General features: G+C 48.1%; 14 protein-coding genes. 9 read left to right on the top strand and 5 right to left on the bottom strand.

Going from position 1 to position 18,508, the window contains the following annotated elements; genetic code table 11:
• Window positions 1-103: 103 nt before the first annotated feature.
• A complete protein-coding gene (locus tag N186_RS08040) occupies window positions 104-3,439 on the top strand; it encodes a glucodextranase DOMON-like domain-containing protein (RefSeq protein WP_020963308.1) in 3,336 nt (1,111 codons plus the stop codon).
• A gap of 1 nt (window position 3,440) precedes the next feature.
• Here the strand turns inward: N186_RS08040 and N186_RS08045 are convergent, their stop codons facing one another.
• A complete protein-coding gene (locus tag N186_RS08045; protein ID WP_020963309.1) occupies window positions 3,441-5,498 on the bottom strand; it encodes an alpha-amylase family glycosyl hydrolase in 2,058 nt (685 codons plus the stop codon).
• A gap of 150 nt (window positions 5,499-5,648) precedes the next feature.
• Between N186_RS08045 and N186_RS08050 the strand changes: the two genes are divergently transcribed.
• The 8 genes from N186_RS08050 (at window position 5,649) to N186_RS08085 (ending at window position 14,841) form a co-directional block, all read left to right on the top strand.
• Window positions 5,649-7,148, top strand: a complete 1,500-nt coding sequence (locus tag N186_RS08050) for an extracellular solute-binding protein (RefSeq protein WP_020963310.1) — start codon at window positions 5,649-5,651, stop codon at window positions 7,146-7,148.
• Window positions 7,149-7,190: 42 nt separating this feature from the next.
• A complete protein-coding gene (locus N186_RS08055) occupies window positions 7,191-8,666 on the top strand; it encodes a carbohydrate ABC transporter permease (RefSeq protein WP_020963311.1) in 1,476 nt (491 codons plus the stop codon).
• Window positions 8,666-9,520: an ABC transporter permease subunit gene (locus tag N186_RS08060; RefSeq protein WP_020963312.1), complete on the top strand. Its 855-nt coding sequence runs from the start codon at window positions 8,666-8,668 to the stop codon at window positions 9,518-9,520. Before N186_RS08055 ends, N186_RS08060 begins: the two co-directional genes overlap by 1 nt.
• A gap of 57 nt (window positions 9,521-9,577) precedes the next feature.
• Complete coding sequence (locus N186_RS08065; RefSeq protein WP_020963313.1) at window positions 9,578-10,330, top strand: carotenoid biosynthesis protein; 753 nt, start codon at window positions 9,578-9,580, stop codon at window positions 10,328-10,330.
• A 55-nt stretch (window positions 10,331-10,385) separates the two neighbouring features.
• Entirely contained in the window at window positions 10,386-11,822 is a 1,437-nt protein-coding gene (locus N186_RS08070; protein WP_052885705.1) for an elongator complex protein 3, read from the top strand.
• 196 nt (window positions 11,823-12,018) lie between these two features.
• Window positions 12,019-12,930, top strand: coding sequence for a hypothetical protein (locus N186_RS08075; RefSeq protein WP_020963315.1), 912 nt, complete (start codon window positions 12,019-12,021; stop codon window positions 12,928-12,930).
• A complete protein-coding gene (locus N186_RS08080; protein ID WP_020963316.1) occupies window positions 12,905-13,867 on the top strand; it encodes a vWA domain-containing protein in 963 nt (320 codons plus the stop codon). The genes N186_RS08075 and N186_RS08080 overlap by 26 nt, the downstream gene beginning before the upstream one ends.
• On the top strand, window positions 13,864-14,841 hold the full coding sequence (locus tag N186_RS08085; protein ID WP_020963317.1) for a vWA domain-containing protein: 978 nt from the start codon (window positions 13,864-13,866) through the stop codon (window positions 14,839-14,841). Before N186_RS08080 ends, N186_RS08085 begins: the two co-directional genes overlap by 4 nt.
• On the opposite strand, the gene N186_RS08090 is transcribed toward N186_RS08085, so the two are convergent.
• The 4 genes from N186_RS08090 to N186_RS08105 are packed head-to-tail and all read right to left on the bottom strand — an operon-like array spanning window position 14,774 to window position 18,476.
• Window positions 14,774-15,721 carry a hypothetical protein gene (locus tag N186_RS08090; protein WP_148682166.1) on the bottom strand — a complete coding sequence of 316 codons (948 nt, stop codon included), beginning with the start codon at window positions 15,719-15,721 and terminating at the stop codon, window positions 14,774-14,776. The genes N186_RS08085 and N186_RS08090 overlap by 68 nt on opposite strands.
• A gap of 13 nt (window positions 15,722-15,734) precedes the next feature.
• Window positions 15,735-16,535: a hypothetical protein gene (locus tag N186_RS08095; protein ID WP_020963319.1), complete on the bottom strand. Its 801-nt coding sequence runs from the start codon at window positions 16,533-16,535 to the stop codon at window positions 15,735-15,737.
• On the bottom strand, window positions 16,507-17,418 hold the full coding sequence (locus N186_RS08100; RefSeq protein ID WP_020963320.1) for an ABC transporter ATP-binding protein: 912 nt from the start codon (window positions 17,416-17,418) through the stop codon (window positions 16,507-16,509). Before N186_RS08100 ends, N186_RS08095 begins: the two co-directional genes overlap by 29 nt.
• Entirely contained in the window at window positions 17,418-18,476 is a 1,059-nt protein-coding gene (locus N186_RS08105; RefSeq protein WP_020963321.1) for an AAA family ATPase, read from the bottom strand. Before N186_RS08105 ends, N186_RS08100 begins: the two co-directional genes overlap by 1 nt.
• Window positions 18,477-18,508: the final 32 nt, after the last annotated feature.

An 18,508-nucleotide genomic window follows, 5' to 3' on the forward strand; every position in this document is an offset into this window, starting at 1 on the left:
ATAAAAAATTAGTTATGCTTGTTCTTCTGGCGCTACTCATTGTTCAGCCCTTTGCTTCATTCGTGTCTGCGCAAGAGACAAAGCCTCTCTATGTATCTATTATTTGGCACTATCATCAGCCTGGTACTATGACGCAGACGGCAAGGCGTTCATCCTGCCATGGACAAGGATGCACACGGTCGGCAACTACTACAAGATGGCATATATTCTCAGCAAGTACCCATCGGTAAAAGCAACATTTACCTTTTCCGGCTCGCTCATACAGCAAATCCTCGACTACAACCAGGGCATAAAAGATTACAGGCAAATATTGTCTGAGAAAATTGCCTCTGGAGCGTCGCTCAGCATAGACGAAAAGTTTTCTATGCTGGTGATGCCAGGGGGCTTCTTCGACGTCAACTGGGACAGGGTCGTCAATGTTGTTCCACGGTATACAGAGCTCAGGGACAGGGCGCAGAGTGCACTCTCGAAGTACAGGTACCTGCCGGAACAGGACTACAAGGCAAAGGTTGTCTCAGAGTTCACCGACCAAGACTTTGTGGATCTAGCTGTTCTCTTCAACCTCTTCTGGATAGATCCTGAGGTTCTGAGGGAGCAGTACCCACAAGTATACACCTTAAGGCAACAGGCACTCAGCGGAGGCAAGGGTTTCACGAGGCAGCAACTACAGGACATACTAAGTGTTCACAAAGACTTGTTAGGCAAGGTGCTAGGCATCTATGGAACGCTTGCAAGCAAGGGCCAGATAGAGCTTATACCTGTCCCATATAGCCACCCACTTGCGCCAATCCTCGCAGACTTCGGCCTACAGGACGACGTCAGGCTCCACGTCAGCCTCAGCACACAACTATTCCAGAAAGTATTCAACTATAAGCCGAAGGGGATCTGGCCAGCTGAGCAGGCGGTAAACGACCAGGTACTCAACATTTTTGCCAGTGAAGGCTACCTCTGGACAGTCACCGACGAGTCACTCTTGGTCAAGGCCGGGCTCGACCCCTCGGATCCAAATGTGGGCATGAGGGGCTGGTACGCTACATACGGGGGAAGCAAGATATATGTGTTCTTCAGGAACTACGAGCTCAGCGACCTGATAGGCTTCCAGTACAGCAGACAGGACCCGAAACAGGCAGCACAAGACTTTGTCAACAGGCTACTAAACCTTGCAAAGAAAAGTGACGGCACAAACATCATTGTTATAGCGCTTGACGGGGAAAACCCCTGGGAAAACTACCAGGAATTCGGAGACACATTCCTGGAAGCACTATACTCTTTGCTAAGCGATTACCAGTCAAAGGGGATACTTGTTACAACCACGCCAGCTGAATACCTCTCAAAGTTCTCTTCCACAACAAGGGAGCTCCCACTAAAAACATACAAGTACCTAGACCTAGCTGGTAGAGACATATCCGACGTACCTCTAAGCTACACGGACGACGCCTACACTTCTCTTCCAAGGAAAGACGTCCAGGGAAGAATACCTGAAGGCTCATGGTCGGGAGGCGAGCTCGCGGTTTGGATTGGACAGAGACAGGAAAACGCCGCATGGATGATGCTGATAAAAACCAGGAATGATGTTCTACAAAAACTGGGTGTCTCTAGACTCCAGGACGCCTTGTTCATTAATCCAAACGTTGTCGAAGACATTCTGAGGGCCGAGGCAAGCGATTGGACATTCTGGTATGGTGGCGACATGGGTGGAGGATTCCCAGCAAACCCCATGTACAAAGGCTATCTTAGAAAAGCATACATTGACGCCGGCATGACGCCGCCTGACTACCTCTTGACCCAGTTTAACCCTGACGCCACGCCTGTGGGCGTCTTAAACACGGATACGCCAAAGCCGCCAAGTGTAGAGCCTAAGCTTGACGGGGTTCTAGCGCCAGGCGAGTGGAACGGCGCCCTAAACATGTCTATGGGCAACAAGGTGGCTAAAAGCATACTTGTCTCGCCAACTGGAAATGGTCTCTACTTGGCCGTTGTACCAGTTGATAAGTCAGTGCTTTCAAGGCCTAGCGTTGCGATTGGCATTTACACAACTGCAATGTCTAGGAGTGTCAGCCCCATGCATCCAGGCTTCAACTCCATCCCAAGATACTCCAAGCTGGATCTAGGCATGGGCCTGTTCTACGAGATCCTAATCTACCCAGCCAATTCAACAATAATTGTAAGCGCGGCAGACGGCAAGGGCGGATGGATCCCCTTATTCTACGGCTCAGCGTCGGTAAACGATGTTGTGGAGGCATATGTTCCCTGGAGCAACCTTGCCCTCTCACAGGGAGAGCTCGTCTATATATCCTCTGTCACCTATGACTCTGGAAACATAGCCGAATACTCTACCCGTATCGGGCAGGTCTACCAGCTGGTCGTCCCAAGAGCCACTACGGTTGCTGGAGCCAAGACGGTGTTCGAGGCTTCTGACCCAGAGGGGGACGACGACGGCGCGGGAGGCTACAAGTACCCCAAAGCCGACGTGTTTGTGCCTGGGGTATTCGACTTGACAAAGGTCAGGGTTCTAGACACTGGCACGAGTCTCGTCTTTGAAGTATACGTGAAGAACCTAGGCGGAAACCCGTGGGGCGGGCCAAACGGCTTCTGCCTGCAACTTGTTCATATCTACATCCATACAACCTTGAAGCTCCCGGGAAGGACTGATACCTTTGGCTTAAATGTTAACCTTACTGACGATTCTGCTTGGCACATAGCTGTATTGCTTGCACCAGGATGGGGCTCTGACCCCGTCCCGAACGGCGAAAAGTCGGGCATATACCTCTCTGACGGCACAGTATATGTCCAGGACGGAAATAGGTTCAAGGTCTACGCTGACCCTGCCAGAAACGCAATAATTGGAGAAGTGTCAAAGAGCATTTTGCCTGACGCCGGAAATGCCTCAAAATGGGTATATACTGTGGCTCTGACAAGCTACGACGGATACGGTCCACAAAAGATAAGGCCATTTGGCCTAGACCCAGACGTCTGGGTTGTAGGGGCGGGCGCCAAACATGCAAAAGCAGTTTTGTTCAATGTGATACCGCGCATAATGGATCTCCTTGCGCCTACCGCTGAGGACCAATACAGCCAGCTCAGCTCGTATGTGGCCGACAAGGAAGCCAAGCCAGCAAAGATCCACGGAATATCTGCTGTATCTACACAGCAGGCTGGAGACCAGCTTATAAACCAGCTAAAGGCTCAGCTTGACGCAGTGACTAAGGAGAGGGACAACCTTAAAAGTCAGGTTCAAGACCTCCAGGGACAACTGTCTTCTCTCCAAGCCCAGATAGCCCAGCTCCAGAGCCAGCTACAGGCTATGCAGGCTACAGGCGTGGGTAGAGAGGAGGCTACGCGCTCCCTCCTTGTAGGCCTCGTCGCCGGTATCCTGCTCGGTGCAGGGATAGGTATACTGCTTAGACCCAGAAAAGAGGAACAAAAACAGACAAAATAAATTATTTTTCTTTTATTTTTTTCTTGTAGAGTATCACCCAGGAATAGGGATCCAGCTCTATTCTTCTAGTTCTCCTGTCACTGTTAAGCTCCGTGTATTCTTCTTTTAGCGTTACCTCTATATTTCCTTCACGGTTTATTATTAGGAGGACTTCCTCGGAGTCCATCCACCTAGTTATTTTTACTGCCTCCGTGTTGAGGGGCTCGGCGTCGAAGAATCCATACTTTACCGAGAGAAACTTCTTTCTCAGCTCCGAGAGTTTGCGTATAAGTTCAAGCAGTTCAATGTTCCACTCGTTGGAGTTCCATGTTATAGGCATCCTGTTGTTTGGGTCATGTCCCCCCTTCATCCCGAATTCGTCCCCATAATATATTGAGGGCGAGCCCGGAAGGAGAAACATTGCAACATACAAGGCTTTCAGGCATTTTTCTCCGCACTTTTCTGCAAGTGTCGCTATTCGGGGTGTGTCGTGGCTACCAAGCAGGTTGTACATGGAGTTTGCGGCGTAGAGTGGCATGTCGACGTAAAGATTCTTTACACCCTCAACAAAGCTATAGGCATCGATGGACTTGTTTATGAAAAAGTCTAGCAGGAGTGCCCTGAGGTCGTAATTCATCGCTGAGTCGGCCGTGATGCCTAATGGGTAAAGGCTATCGCCATTCGTGATCTCGAGTATTACTGGACAGCTGGGACACTTCTCTTTTACCTTTTCATAGAAAAACTGCATGGCATCATCTGGGATAGCGTGTCCAACATCTATCCTAAATCCCCTAGCACCCTTCTCGAGCCAGAAATGTGCCAGCTTAACTAGTCTCTCTTTGACTTCAGGGTTCGAGTAGTTAAGCTTAGCCATGAACCAGTTGCAGAAAAACGTCTCGTAGAAAGGCTTTTTTCCCAAAAGATCGCTTGAAGGCTTGTCACAGCCCCCTGACACCAGTTTTCTTAAGGCTTCGAGCTCACCGGGCTCGGGCTCACGGTTAAACCTGAACCACCCCTTGTACCTCGAGTTCTCGTTTAGAATCGCTTCTCTGAACTCATTGCTACATGGCGATACATGGTGGGCGACAACGTCTACAACAACCTTTATGTTTCTTTTTTCTGATTCACGAACAAGTTCCTCCCAGTCTTCCCATGTTCCAATGTCGTCGTCAAGTGAAAAGTGATCGATCACGTCGTAACGGTGATAACTCTGGGCCTTGTAGATGGGTGTGAGATATATAGCGTCGACGCCGAGCGAGGCTATATGGTCGAGGCTAAGCGTAATATCTTTTATTTTTCCGCCTAGCCTTGTTCTAGGCCTGTCCCCCTGTATCACCTTTTTTTCACGTGTAAAGCTGTCCGGAAAAATCAAATAGTAAGTTGCACCGAGAAACCATTCAGCATGATCTACTCCTCTAATAGTGACAGGATAAATGTATTCTTCATCCCCTACGCCATTCTTTCCATAAACGGCGTCTCCGTCCTCAAGCCTAAGTAGAAACCTGTATGCGTCTACCCTGCCAGCCACCCTTCCTTGGAAATAGTCAACAAATTTGTTGCTATGAAACTTCTCCATTTGGACAACTTTTCCTTTACTTGTTTCTATGTAGGCTCCCCTTAGGGTGTTCCTTGGAGCCTTTAGCCTAATAATCGTGTCGCCTAGGTAGTGGCTGATAAAGGCTGGATCGTTTTCGTCATGTATTATGAGCTCTGGAGGTGCTTTTTCCTCCCTCGAGGCCTTAATGAATTCTTCCACGCCAATCATTGCCAGCGAGAACTCTGCCGTATAGTCGCTGTCAGGCCAAGGCTTCAACGTTTCTTTTAATGTGTTTTCCTCGTCTAGAAAGCTGGCTCCACAAGTCGATGCAAACCTGTATGGATACACTCCTTCCCAAAGCTTTACGATGGCTTTTCCACGACTTTCTTCTCTCTTCATTTCTATCCTTCCTGGAAAGTAAGAAGTAAAAGTGGAGACAAGATAAAGGAAGCTTGCCTCTTGCGGCCACCTGCAAGAAAACTCCACAATGTATCTGCCTAGTCTCTTATCTCCTAGCTTTTCGCGTCCTATCACCTTGTACACGGCTTAGACCCTTAGGGTATAATAGTCTATAAATTAAGGCTTTAAGTATTCATAGATCGTGTTAATCGTTGAACAATTTTGGTATTATAAAGTTTTAGCAAAGAAATTTATTTATGGAAGCCCAACAAATATTTAACTGCAGGTGGAAACATGAACATAAGTAGAAACGTGCTCATAGCAATTGTTCTCGTCATTGTAGCTGTCGGCATAATAGGCGCATATTACCTAACCCTGCCCCCATCTCCACAGCCCACACAGCCAAGCCAACCTACTCAACCCTCTCAGCCCTCGCAACCTAGTCAACCCTCCCAGCCGAGCCAGCCTTCCCAGCCCCAGCAGCCCTCACAGCCATCACAGCCCCAGCAGCCTTCTGGCCCAACTCTCCAAACACTCACTATTGGAACAAGCCAGATAAGAGTCCCCAGCGACTTCTACGACTTTGTCCAGAAAGCTAAAGCTGGACAAGTAAAGGTCACAATAAACTTCTGGACTGGGATGAGTGACTGGGAAGTCCAAGTAATGAAACAGGTCATAGACAAATTCCAGAAAGAGTATCCGGGGATAACTATCAAATATACAAATGTCCAGAACCTGAAGGAACAGGTAAAGGCAGGCGTCTTGACAGGGGACATCGAGAACACCGCCCACGTGTTTACTTGGGCACATGACTGGACGGGAGACCTGGCGGACAGCGGGACAATAATCGCGCTTGACCAGTATCTCCCAGTTGAGACCCTGACAGACCTCAAGCAACAATACATGGCTTCTGCCTATTCAAGCGGCGTCTACAAGCTACACTTCTACGGCTTCCCATGGGCGGCAGAAGCAATAGCCCTCGTATGTAACAAGGACTTTGTACCGACGGCTCCACAGACCTGGAGCGACTACGAGAAAATAATGCAACAATGGTACAACCCATCTAAGAACACGTATGGTATAGCCTACCAGATTGACCCCTACCACGTCTACCCATTTGTTACCGCATTTGGAGGCTTCTACTATGACGACGACAAGAACACGGCCGGAGTCAACACAACTGGCACCCTCGAGGGGCTAAAGTTCTACATCACCCACGTTATGAAGTACATGTATACGTCTGACACAGGCATGGAGACCCAGCTCAAAATACTCCTCGAAAAGAGAACCCCATGCATGGTTACGGGCCCATGGAACATAAAGACAATCAAGGAAACGATTCCAAACACTGTTGTGTACCCGATTCCATCAATCGACGGGAAGACTCCGAGGCCCTTCTCTGGAATCAAGCTACTATGGATCACGAGTGTCGTTGCCAACGACAAGAACAGGCTCTATGCATCCATCCTATTCTCGATGTGGTTCACACTCAACGATGACACATTGAAGACCCTGGTCGACGCGGGATACATCCCAGTAAAGCTATCCATACTACAATACCTACAAGCTAATGCAGACAAGTACCCGACAACCCTCGGCTTTGCACAGTCAGTCTCAAACAGCGTTCCAATGCCCAAATCCGCGAACATGCAGTACGTCTGGGCTCCAGTCTCCGACGTTCTAAACTCAGTGTTGACAACCTACAATGAGAAGGGTCCCGACGCCGCTGTCCAGGCGCTGAGCCAGCTACTTAACGATGCACAGGCAAAGATCCTAGCAAAAATAAAGAGTTAAAGTCTAGACAAGGGAAGAATAATAAGATAAAGAGGTTTTTTTATGGCCAAGTCCAAGAGTAAAGGTTTGTATCCCTCACACGTAGCTTTCATGCTTATCTTCCTGAGTCTGGCCATGTACCTCTTCTTCTCAATATGGCCAATAGCATACTCGATCTATGTTGCCTTTACAGACGCCAACAATTACAACATAGCCTCTGAGCCCAGGATACGTGAACTCCAGGCACAGCGCGCCAACATAATCAACTATCTCCAGAATAACCGGGAAAACGTTTTGAAACAGGTTTATGCAGTAGATAATTATCTCGGGAATGCCTATTCCTCCTTGCTTACGCTGAAACAAATTATACAGTCCTCTACGCCTCAGAACTTTTCAGTTGCGAAGATCTCCGAGATAAGAGGCACCACTGACAATGCTCTTGCATATGCCTCAAACATAATAACGAGTAACACAACTTTTCTCTACTACTATGCCAATCTAGGCGATGTTGTCTCCAAGGCTGTTACCCTTATTGATGGAGGCATCTGGGCGGACATCGACAAAATAGTAGGATTTAAGCTTATCCTGACCGAGGACGACCTCGCACAGCTCAGGACAAGCGTTGTCCCAAAAATAGACCAAGCCCTGTCACTTCTACAGACGGCTAGAGACATGCTAAGGCAAATCGAGACAAACTATGACTCTTTTGTCGCGTCTGCTACTAAAGGCCTAGACGAGGAGATAGACAAAATATCCATGCACTTTGTTGGCCTCAAGAACTTTGAAACCCTTTTCTCGGATTCGAGGTTCCCTAACTCAATATACAAGACACTTCTTTTTGTCCTTACAAGCGTGCCATTAAAGGTAGCGGTCGGAGTCTTCCTGGCTTTCCTCTTCTCGTCAGAGCTCATCTATGGGAGAAAAATAATGAGGGCGGCTTTGCTTGTCCCTTGGGCGTTGCCCGTGCTCCTCTCTGTCACAACGTGGAGAATGTTTATGGCCCCACAGATGGGTCCATTGTGGTACTTCCTTAAAGGCCTTGGCATCGACATAAACATCTATAACAGGGAGTGGGACGCCTTCCTGGCCTACAACATCGTGGAAATGTGGCTAGCCTATCCATTCATAATGACTGTCACGATGGCCGCTATCACCTCTATACCTAAGGAGCTCATTGAGTCCGCGATGGTTGACGGTGCATCTGTCTGGCAGAGATTTAAAGACATAATGCTACCCCTAATCTCTAGGCCAGTACTATTCGCCAGCATACTGACGGCTGGAGCATCTTTACAGGCATTCATGGTTCCTCTACTCATAAACAATGGAGGACCAACAAAGGACATCCAGTTCTTGTGGTTCCCACGGACGACCGGAGGCGTAAACGAGATGATTGTTCTCTTCGGCTACAATAGGGCCTACCTAGACCAGCTATACGGATTGTCAGCAGCGGCTTACCTCGTAGTTGTAGCCATACTGTTCATATACGCGCTCATATGGTACTTCCTAATCTACAAGAGGACGACTCCAGGTGGTATGTGATGGTCGGAAGGTACTGGTACCGATTTGTAGCATCAATAGTCTTGACAACCTTCGGTGCACTAATCGTCTTTATCCTATTATACCCAGTTCTCTTTGCCTTGCTGTCAAGCCTCGTAAGGGGACAAATGATCGTAACAGACATTTCGCAAGTAGCAAAGGCCGGACTGTCGTTAGAGCACTATGTAAAGGCTATAAGCGACCCACGATTCATTAACGACACGCTCCTCAGCCTCCTAGTAGCACTCATAAACATAATATTTGCTCTCGTAGTGATTACTCCAGCTGCCTATGCATTTTCAAGGTTCAGGTTCCCAGGCAGGGACACGTTGCTGGTAGCATACCTGGTAATGAACCAGGTCGGTGGAGGATTCGGTGTGGCCGCAGTCATAGCGCTCTACGTAATGTTGCTAAAACTCAACCAGCTCGGGTTACCAGTCATCGGGAACCCAGTCGTCTTGGCGGCTATCTATACCGCGGGAGCAGTACCATTCCAGACCTGGATGGTCAAAAACTACCTGGACGCCTTGCCGAGGGAGATAGACGAGTCCGCGTTCATTGACGGCGCCAACTGGAGACAAATAATATTCGACGTAGTCCTTCCCGCCTCGAAGCCAACAATGGTGGTCATCGCGCTCTTCGCCTTTATGGGCGCCTGGGGAGAATTCATCATTGCAAACTTCCTAAGGGTGGAGACCCTGGCCGCATACGTCTATGCCACTGCGACAGGCCAGACAATTTTCTGGAGCGACTTTGCGGCTAGAACCCTTCTCTTCGCTATACCAATCATAGCGATATATGTGTTTACACAGAAATACATAGGAGAAGCAATGAGGTACGGCGCTGCCAAGATATAACAATGACTTTTTTCAAAGTAGAAAATTACTAATATTTTCTCGCACCTTTTTAGATCTATGGCTGGTAGACTCGCCTTAGCCGCTATTCTCCTTGGAACGGGCTACCTATTGTCTTTTACATTTGCGCTGTTTCTTCCCAGGCAAGTCGGCGAGACCCTGTTGCTTGGATTCCTCGTAGCATCTTTACTCGCCGCATATAAAGAGTGGAAAGAGGCGCCCCTACTCGTAATACTCGGCTCACTGGTAGGATTCTTTTCAGAGTTTCTGGGGCTAAGCTTCGGCGTCCCGTTTGGACGCTACAGGTATCTAAGATTCAGGAACGCTACGCTTTTTAACGTACCTATCCCAATCATCATTGCATGGGGAACGTACCTCTACACATCATATCTCGCGTCACTACCCCTGACGAGAGACAAGTGGAGAAGGCTCGTACTGGCATCCCTACTCATGGTTCTGTTAGACCTCGCCATAGACCCTGCCATGGTTAGTGCTGGCTTTTGGGAATGGCTCGATACTGGGTCATGGTTTGGAATACCCATGTTAAACTTTGTAGGCTGGTTTACCGTATCCTTTGTTGCTACGCTCCTATACACACAAATAGCGAAAAGCAATCCAGAGGGAAGCCCAGCACTCTATCTCCCGTACTTGGCTACCTATCCGCAACTCTTCTACTTTGCTAATGGAGAAGCTCTTCTAGCTGTCTCTATCAGCTTCACAATTGCAATATTAATTTTCGGTCTAGTCTTACAAAGGTACATCACCAAGAAATTGCCTGTGGCGACCCGTAGAGAGCAATACATCCATTCATGAACAACGTTTTGGTTTAACCTTTAAAGCCGGCATGTACAATTATCATATGGGAGTTATGCAGGAGGCTGTAAAGAAGCCCATCAAGCCTACAAGGATGCTCTCAGGGGTCCACGTCTTCGCAGTCATGGCTAAGCCCTACCCATGTCCACATGGAAAATGCCTCTACTGTCCCGGGGGACCAGACAAGGGCACACCCCAAAGCTATGTTGGCAACGAGCCTGCACTAATGAGGGCGATACATGCTGGCTTCGACCCATACCTACAGGTAAAGCTCAGGCTCAAACAGTACCAGGCCATGGGACATCTCCCCAGCAAGGCAGAGGTAGTAATTATGGGCGGGACCTTCAACGCCATGCCCCGAGACTACCAGGTATGGTTCGTCACGAGGATGTTTGAGGCCTTCAACAGGTACCCCGAGGATCCACCTGAAGAACTGCCGAGCCTAGAGGAGGCCCAGCTACGAAACGAGACCGCACAAATCAGGGTCGTCGGGCTGACAATCGAGACCAGGCCGGACTGGGCCAGAGAGGGGGACGCAGACTGGTTCCTCTATCTGGGCGCCACAAAAATAGAGATCGGAGTCCAGAGCATCCACGAAGACGTCCTGAAAAGGGTCAACCGGGGCCACGGGGTAAAAGAGGTCGTAGAGGCGACGCGCATACTGAAGGACGCGGGCTTCAAGGTCGTATACCACATTATGCCGGGTCTGCCGGGATCCAACTTTGATAGGGACATAGAGATGGTTAGAGAAATCTTCAGCAATCCAGACTTCATGCCAGACATGCTAAAGATCTACCCAACCCTCGTCATGGAGGGTACAGGCCTCTACGAGCAATGGAGAAGAGGTCTCTACAAGCCGTTGACCGACGAGGAGGCAGCAGAACTCATCTCCGAGATGTACAGGTACATTCCACGTTGGGTCCGCGTAATAAGGGTTCAACGCGACGTCCCAGCTAACCAGATAATAGCGGGGCCTAAAAAGTCAAACCTGCGCGAGCTCGTCGAGAGAAAAGCGATAGAGAAGGGGATCACAATCAACGACATTAGGTACAGGGAGGTCAGCCGCCAGATAAGGAGAGGTATAGTCCCCAAGGAAATAAGGATAACAAGGGAAACATACCAAGCAAGCATGGGCGAAGAAATTTTCCTCGCCGCAGAGGACCCGGAAAACAACGTCCTCGTAGGGCTCATAAGGATGAGGATTCCCTCCCAATACGCGCACCGCTGGGAAATAGACGGCAGAACCGCGATCATAAGGGAGCTACACGTCTACGGCCCAGAGGTACCAATAGGCGGGTACGACGAAGAGGCGTGGCAACACAAGGGCTGGGGCTCCAAGCTCCTAAAAGAAGCCGAAAGAATAGCCTTGGAGGAATACGACAGAACCAAGATGCTTGTCTTGTCAGGTGTAGGTGCGAGGGAATACTATAGAAAACACGGCTATACGAGACCCAGGGACTCGCCATACATGACGAAGATTCTTCAACCCTAAATGTATCAAAAAACAGGAATACTTTTACTAATGGGGCTTTATTTTCCTCCTGGGAAGTTCTGTTAACAATTGAGCGCGACATTCAAACATTTACGATTCCACAAAGAGTGAAATGAGTCTCACATGTCGCTCTAACTTAGGTTGCTTTGAAGTCAAGATTATATATGTATTACTTGGCTGTAATCTTAGATTTGAAGTGGTTCGGAAAGAAAAGCTACCCCTCGATATCTCTGTTGTTTTTTCTCTCCTAGCGATGGTTCTCGCGTCTCTATATATCATTTACAGCTATTGGCCAATTGTGCCGAGCAGGCCAAATATAAATGTTCTCGAGGAATACGTTAAGGCCGTTATGTATCTTAACAAGTCGGCTCTAGCTATCGAGTCGGAGCTAGCTGGCTACCCAATCCAAGCTCTGGACTTTACCCCAGAGGAAGCCGTTACAAACAGAAACAAGCTTGAGATGTATGTTGACAACTTGTCTCATGCATACGGCTCTATGGATACTTTCATTGTACAAGTGGCCAGGAGCTATCTATACGTTGCTGAGGCCTCGTCTAATTCTTCACTGGCACTTGTATCACTAAACAATACGGGGAAAGAGCTAAAGGAGGCTCTAGCGCTCCTGGCTAGGTGTAGAATAGACGAGGCTCTGGAACGCTACAGTGAAATCGAGCTGAGGATACTTAACGCTACATATCAAATAGAAAACGCCAACAATGCGCTATCAAAGGTAAACAAGGCTACGGTAGCCGAAAACCATGTCAGCATAATCGACTCCTCTCAAGAGAGGCTCTGGAAAAGCCTAAACTCTCTTAGAAACGCCACTCTCCTAATGGAAACAGCACGAAAATACGGAAGCTTGCTGAAAATCTTGTGTAGTGGGAATTCTCCTGGCACAGATAACCTATTGAGCAACTTGCTCAATGATGCAAGTAAGGTAAAGGCTACGGGACCTTTGGCCCCCGACATTATGAATGCTAGGAACGCGATTATAGGACTCGTTGCCAGAAACCCAGCCGGCCAAGAGAGGCAAATTAGTTCAGGTCAGAGTTCATCTGGAGATCAGGGTGGTGGCGCAGGCTATGTTCCCCCAAGCTCTGACGACTAGCATTGGATTCGAAGAGCCCCAAATGCTATTACTAATACCCGCTTCGACAATTGTCCTGCTTTTTCTCTATGTACGTGGCAGAAAAAAGTCCCAGACATTGGCTAGGCGTCTCGGCAAAGCTGGTGGTTCAAGGTGGCCACTCCTATTTGTCTTTGCAAAGTTTGCCACGGCAGTCTTAATATGTGTAGCAGCCGCACAGCCATATGTTTTGACCTATACATATGTGACTGTTACGCCCGAGAACGTCCTATACATAAATGCTACCTCGACGAGACTAGTCCTCTTTCTGGACATATCTGCAAGCATGGGAAACACGGATACTTATCCCTCGAGAATCAGTAACGCTGTTGAACTCGTGGAGAAGATAATTGTCACTGCTACGAGCCGGGGCGACTACGTGGACGTCTATGTCTTCAGCGACAAAGTCGAGCCGCTCTGCATATCCCTAAACAGCTCTACAGTGGATGCGTGCATGGCCAAGATAAGGGGTATCAATCTCAAGAAATACTCTGCTATAGGAGACGCCTTTATCTATGGATACATGTATGCTAGAGCTTCCCGTATGCCAGCGGCTATCCTAGTAATAACGGATGGCGCATACAATTATGGCTCATCTCCTTTAGAAGCTCTCCAGAGCATAAAGTCTTCTCGGGTCCCCGTCGCCCTTATCCTGGTCGGCAACGATCCACGTGCCACTGATTTGGAGCAATACTGCAGAGAGAACGGGATACCTACCTACAGGGTCTCTATGGGCTCTGGGGAAGAGGAAGCGTTAAGGTATGTATCTGAGAGACTATATTCGGAGCTTAAATTTGAAGCGTTGGCCGTCTCGGGGCAGACAAAGTTCCAGGTGCCGGTTAAGGACTACACGGTACAGCTTTATCTCTTGGCGCTCCTGGTGCCTATATTTATCCTCTCTTTGGCGGAGGGCCTATGATCGCAATAAAGAACCCAGTAGCTTTTGCTATGGCTCTAGCTCTTCTCGTGCCAATAGTAGTCTTTTTCCACTATTGGTTCCCAAGAATCTACTCGAAAAGCTACACGTATTACCATCCACTAGTGAGGGTAGTTTCTAGGCGGGTGGCTAGCGCAAAGAAGAATACGAGGATATCTAGTCTCGCTCTCAAGCTCGTAATGGCTGTCCTCCTTTCTCTGGCTCTTTCACAGCCCTACCTAGTAATACAGGAACAAGTCTACCTAGAATCAAAGCAGGTCTCTGAGCTAAGACTCAATACAAGGCCTGCACTAATAATTATTCTAGACACCTCTGGGAGCATGGGTGAAAACGCAAAGCTAGAAACCGCGAAAAATGCAATAAAGAGCTTCCTAGCAAGCCTGTCGAGTGACATCGATGTTGGCTTCATAGACTTCGCGCACTCCATAAAGCAGGCGTTGCCCCCAGCCATGAACAGGAGCCTAATTCTCAATGCCGTATCTTGGGCTACTGCCGACGGGGGCACAATGTACACGTATCCACTCAAGACCGCTCTAAACTGGCTGAAGCCCTACCGCGACCTGAACGCTTCGGCGTCTGTTGTCTTCGTTTCGGACGGCATGCCTGGCGACTTATTAGAGTATAGAGACGTACTGGCAAGCTTCAAGGAACAAAAGATACCAATCTATACAGTGTTTATAGGCATGGAAAACGAGGGCATAAACGAGATGAAGTACATAGCTTCAGAGACCCGAGGAGAAGCCTTTGTAGCGGAAACTGTCGATAGCCTTGCAGATGTCCTAAACACTGCACTTGAAAAAGCTACGCAGTCCATCCAGAAAGTAGAGGTCAACACCAGAATAACGAAAACAGTTAATGTTTACAGGTCTTTGAACAGCATAATCCTAGCTATACTTGTTTTCCTCTATCTCTTCTACCGATACATGGCATATAGGCAAGCCGGGACAACTTTTTGATGAAGCGCTTCACCTCCTTATACTCGTCTGGGCGAAGCCTATAGTGGAGATACAGTCCGCCCAAAAACACTACCAGAAATGCTGAGACCCTTAGTAGGTGACTTGTTTGTGGTCGTAAGATTATATTTTCGGAGATAGTTGCATGCACATCAACGATGATATCTAGGACTGCTGATATTTCCTTCAAAACTGATTCGGAGACACCATACTTCGTCGAGTTAACTACCATGTCTATCAGCCTGTCTATCCTCGTAGCATTTATTGGGGACGAGAAAGGCTTGATGACTGTGTCCCGGGCTATGCACATTTCCACCACTTGAACATTGCCTAGCCGTGGAAGGCTCTGGGCCTTGCACTGTAGAAAGGCAGGCGGAGCATTTAGTCCTATCTGGGTACAATTTATTTTTTCTATTGCTTTTTGTTCGAGTTGCCTCCTTATTTCTAGGTAGGCGTCCCTAGAAATTAGTGGAATATAGAATGAATAGTTTAAACTGCTGGTTTCGGCACTGATTATTCTCTGTACATCGAGAGAAAAAGGCTTAGTTATTTCGAAAATTCTCACGGAAATATTGGAGCTAGACGGGCCGAGCTGAGAAGCAAAAATGTTTACATTCACCAGCAGATTGTTTACCGATGTGTTGTACACATAGAGGTCGGAAGGAGGCACCTGAAGAGGAAGGCTTTGATAAAAGACGTCGTACATATAGAGGTAACAGACCTTGTCGCCAACAATAGAGACAGCTGCTTTTCTAGTAGCCACAGATAAGGACAAAGTGTAAAAGCTTTGATAAACAGAGGTTTCATGTAGCATTGCCCATCCAAGGATAGCTAGGACAACTATAGAGGAAATAACCAAAGAAACAAGCAGAACTTTAATCATTCTAGCCACCCCTCTATAGATCTTTCCTTTTGAATCTCAAGAAGATCAACCCCCCTAAGAACATGAGAGAGAATATAGAAGAGGCGAGTATTTCCCATGGACTTGGCAGGGGGTTTTGTCCAGGCATAGGTATCGTTGACTGTGTATACATCAGGTAATAATAGTTGTAAGTGTATGGAGAGAGAAATGAAAAAATCCAAGTAACTGTGTACATCGCTTGGTAGTATTGGGGTGGGAGATTACCGTAGTAAATGATGGATACCAGGATGCTGAGAAAAAGAGGAACAAAGAAGGCAAGCATTGTTCCAAGGAAGGAGGCTAGCCCTTCTCGCCCAGATATAGCTAGAAATAGAACGAATGTCCCATGGACGGATAATTCTGCCAAGATGTAGATAAGCTGAAGGTATAACGTAGAGCTCGACAAAGCTTTTGGGGCGACGGTGATTACTATCATGAGGAATGTGGAAAGAAGAACAAGCGCCGGCAAGAAGACTACCACGAGAAACGTGCTGGCAAGGTATTTTGTCCTCTTAAGTGTATGGGCCAGGTAGAGCTCTGCCTCGCCTGACGAGATTTCCCTCGCTGCGCGGGAAGCCTGGATACTCGAGAAGATCTTATAAATAATGATTGCGATGAAGAGTGGCCCGTAAAGCCACAGTGAAAATGTTTGCCCGGCGCCAAAAATTATGAGGAAGACTGCCAGCAGTAAGTTGGACACGATTATTGCAACAACGTAGGATGACAGATATCTATTCGCCGTGAAGGAGGCGTGTTCGTAAATTTTCCTAAGATCTACTCCCAACGATCTTACCATACAGGTCACCCAGACTGGCGGTTTTAAAACTAAAACCGGTTACAATCTGGCCTAGTTCGGAAAGGAGCCCCTCAAATGACTTATAGTATTCCGGCTCAACCGCCACCTCTAACAAGCTTTTGTCTACCTTCTTGACAAGCTTTATGTAGGGCTTTTCTATAAGAATTCTGGCCAGAGTATTGATGTCTCGTGTTTCAATTGTAAAGACGGCTTCCGTCATGTATTTTTTCCATAGGTCCCCCAAATATCCATAGTCGAGTACCATACCCTTGTCGATGAAGACACAATAGCTTGAGACCTCCTGGAGCTCTGGGATTATGTGAGAAGAAATTATCATAGAAACCCTCAGCTCCTTATGGAGAAGCTTTAAAAGCTCAAGAATCTCTCGCCTCGACGCAGGGTCAAGGTTTGCAGTTGGCTCGTCTAGAACCAGGAGCTCGGGGTCTCCCAGGAGGCTCTGAGCTATGCCTACCCGCTGTATATATCCCCTTGACAATTCGCCAATCTTTGTGTCAAGCACCTTTTCGAGTCCCACGAGCCTAACTAAGCGGTTGAGGTCGGTCTTACCTACCTTCCTGAGTCTTGCCAGGTGCTCTAAAAAATCTTCAACAGGCAGATCCATCGGGTAGACAGGTTTCTCAGGCATAAACCCTATTCGCTTTCTTACTTCTTCTCTTCTAAACGGGTCTTCTCCGAAAACAGTTAAATTACCCTTTGTTGGCCTAAGAAAACCCATGATAAGCTTCATCGAAGTGGTTTTACCAGCGCCATTCGGTCCCAAGAATGCAGTAATGCTCCTTTCGGGAATCGTGAAGGACGCCTCTCTTAAGGCCACCGTGTTCCTGAACCTTTTGGTTACGCCGCTGAACTCTACTATAGCCATTACTTGCCTCCCCTAGCCACCTTTCTCGCGAGTTCCAGGCCTTCACTTATCACAGATAAGCGAGCCTTAAATCCTCCGCCCCTCTCGATTACAGTCTCTAGGTTTGGTATAACCCTGTGGTTGAGAACGTAGTAAGAGGCTTGGTCTATATCCTCTACTGTTACAGTCTCCGAGCCCCTTAACGTGGCAAGCACTTTTGAGAGCCTAAGCAAGGCTATCGTAGCCCTAGGGCTAGCTCCAAGCTCGAAGTACCTAGAGATAGAGTCGAAGGTCTCAGGCCTAGTCGCCCTCACCAGGGACACAGCATAGTTTAGGGTTGAGCTGTCGACCTTCACGTTCCTTGCAATGTATTCTTGGGCCGCTATTATCCATGCAGGCTCAACCACTTTTTCTAGGTCTTCCAGTGGCTCAGTCAGCCTGTAAAGATGTAGCTCGCTTATCTTCCTCTCCTCTTCTAGGCTAGAAGGATAACCCATAAACACCCTTACCATGAACCTGTCAAGCTGGGCCTCGGGAAGGGGATACGTGCCCTCTTGCTCGACCGGGTTCTGCGTGGCAAGTACAAAGAAGAATTTGCCGGCTTCTCTGTCTTCAAGCCTGTAGGTTTTGCCCCCGATCGTGACTTCTCTCTCCTGCATTGCCTGTAAGAGCGCCGACTGTGTTCTCGGTACGGCCCTGTTGATCTCGTCTGCTAGAACTATGTATGCAAAAATTGGTCCAAACCTTGTCTCAAACTCTCTGCTTGCAACGTTGAATATCTGGGACCCAGTTATATCGGCAGGCATGAGGTCTGGCGTGAACTGTATACGTGAGAAGCCCACAAAGGGGACACCATTAATCGTGAATTTGTCTTTATCTGACAAGCCAAGGGTCTTCCCAAGCGCCTTAACCAGGGTTGTCTTTGCGATGCCTGGAACACCCTCCAGCAAGACATGTCCATTTGCTAGTAGGGTTGCAAGCACTATCCTTTTTTCATCTGGGTAGCCGACTACAGCCCTGTTCAGCTGTCTCAAGATATCTAGGGAGCATTGCCTTATTGAATCGGCATCAAGCCTCATGGTGGCCACTTCATTAAGTATATTACAATAAC

Source organism: Thermofilum adornatum, assembly GCF_000446015.1.
GTDB lineage: Archaea > Thermoproteota > Thermoprotei > Thermofilales > Thermofilaceae > Thermofilum > Thermofilum adornatum.

Coding starts and splice junctions, on each gene's coding strand:
- N186_RS08050 (WP_020963310.1), top strand. CDS start 5,649: ATGAACATAAGTAGAAACGTGCTCATAGCAATTGTTCTCGTCATTGTA.
- N186_RS08055 (WP_020963311.1), top strand. CDS start 7,191: ATGGCCAAGTCCAAGAGTAAAGGTTTGTATCCCTCACACGTAGCTTTC.
- N186_RS08060 (WP_020963312.1), top strand. CDS start 8,666: ATGGTCGGAAGGTACTGGTACCGATTTGTAGCATCAATAGTCTTGACA.
- N186_RS08065 (WP_020963313.1), top strand. CDS start 9,578: ATGGCTGGTAGACTCGCCTTAGCCGCTATTCTCCTTGGAACGGGCTAC.
- N186_RS08070 (WP_052885705.1), top strand. CDS start 10,386: ATGCAGGAGGCTGTAAAGAAGCCCATCAAGCCTACAAGGATGCTCTCA.
- N186_RS08080 (WP_020963316.1), top strand. CDS start 12,905: ATGTTCCCCCAAGCTCTGACGACTAGCATTGGATTCGAAGAGCCCCAA.
- N186_RS08085 (WP_020963317.1), top strand. CDS start 13,864: ATGATCGCAATAAAGAACCCAGTAGCTTTTGCTATGGCTCTAGCTCTT.
- N186_RS08090 (WP_148682166.1), bottom strand. CDS start 15,721: ATGATTAAAGTTCTGCTTGTTTCTTTGGTTATTTCCTCTATAGTTGTC.
- N186_RS08095 (WP_020963319.1), bottom strand. CDS start 16,535: ATGGTAAGATCGTTGGGAGTAGATCTTAGGAAAATTTACGAACACGCC.
- N186_RS08100 (WP_020963320.1), bottom strand. CDS start 17,418: ATGGCTATAGTAGAGTTCAGCGGCGTAACCAAAAGGTTCAGGAACACG.
- N186_RS08105 (WP_020963321.1), bottom strand. CDS start 18,476: ATGAGGCTTGATGCCGATTCAATAAGGCAATGCTCCCTAGATATCTTG.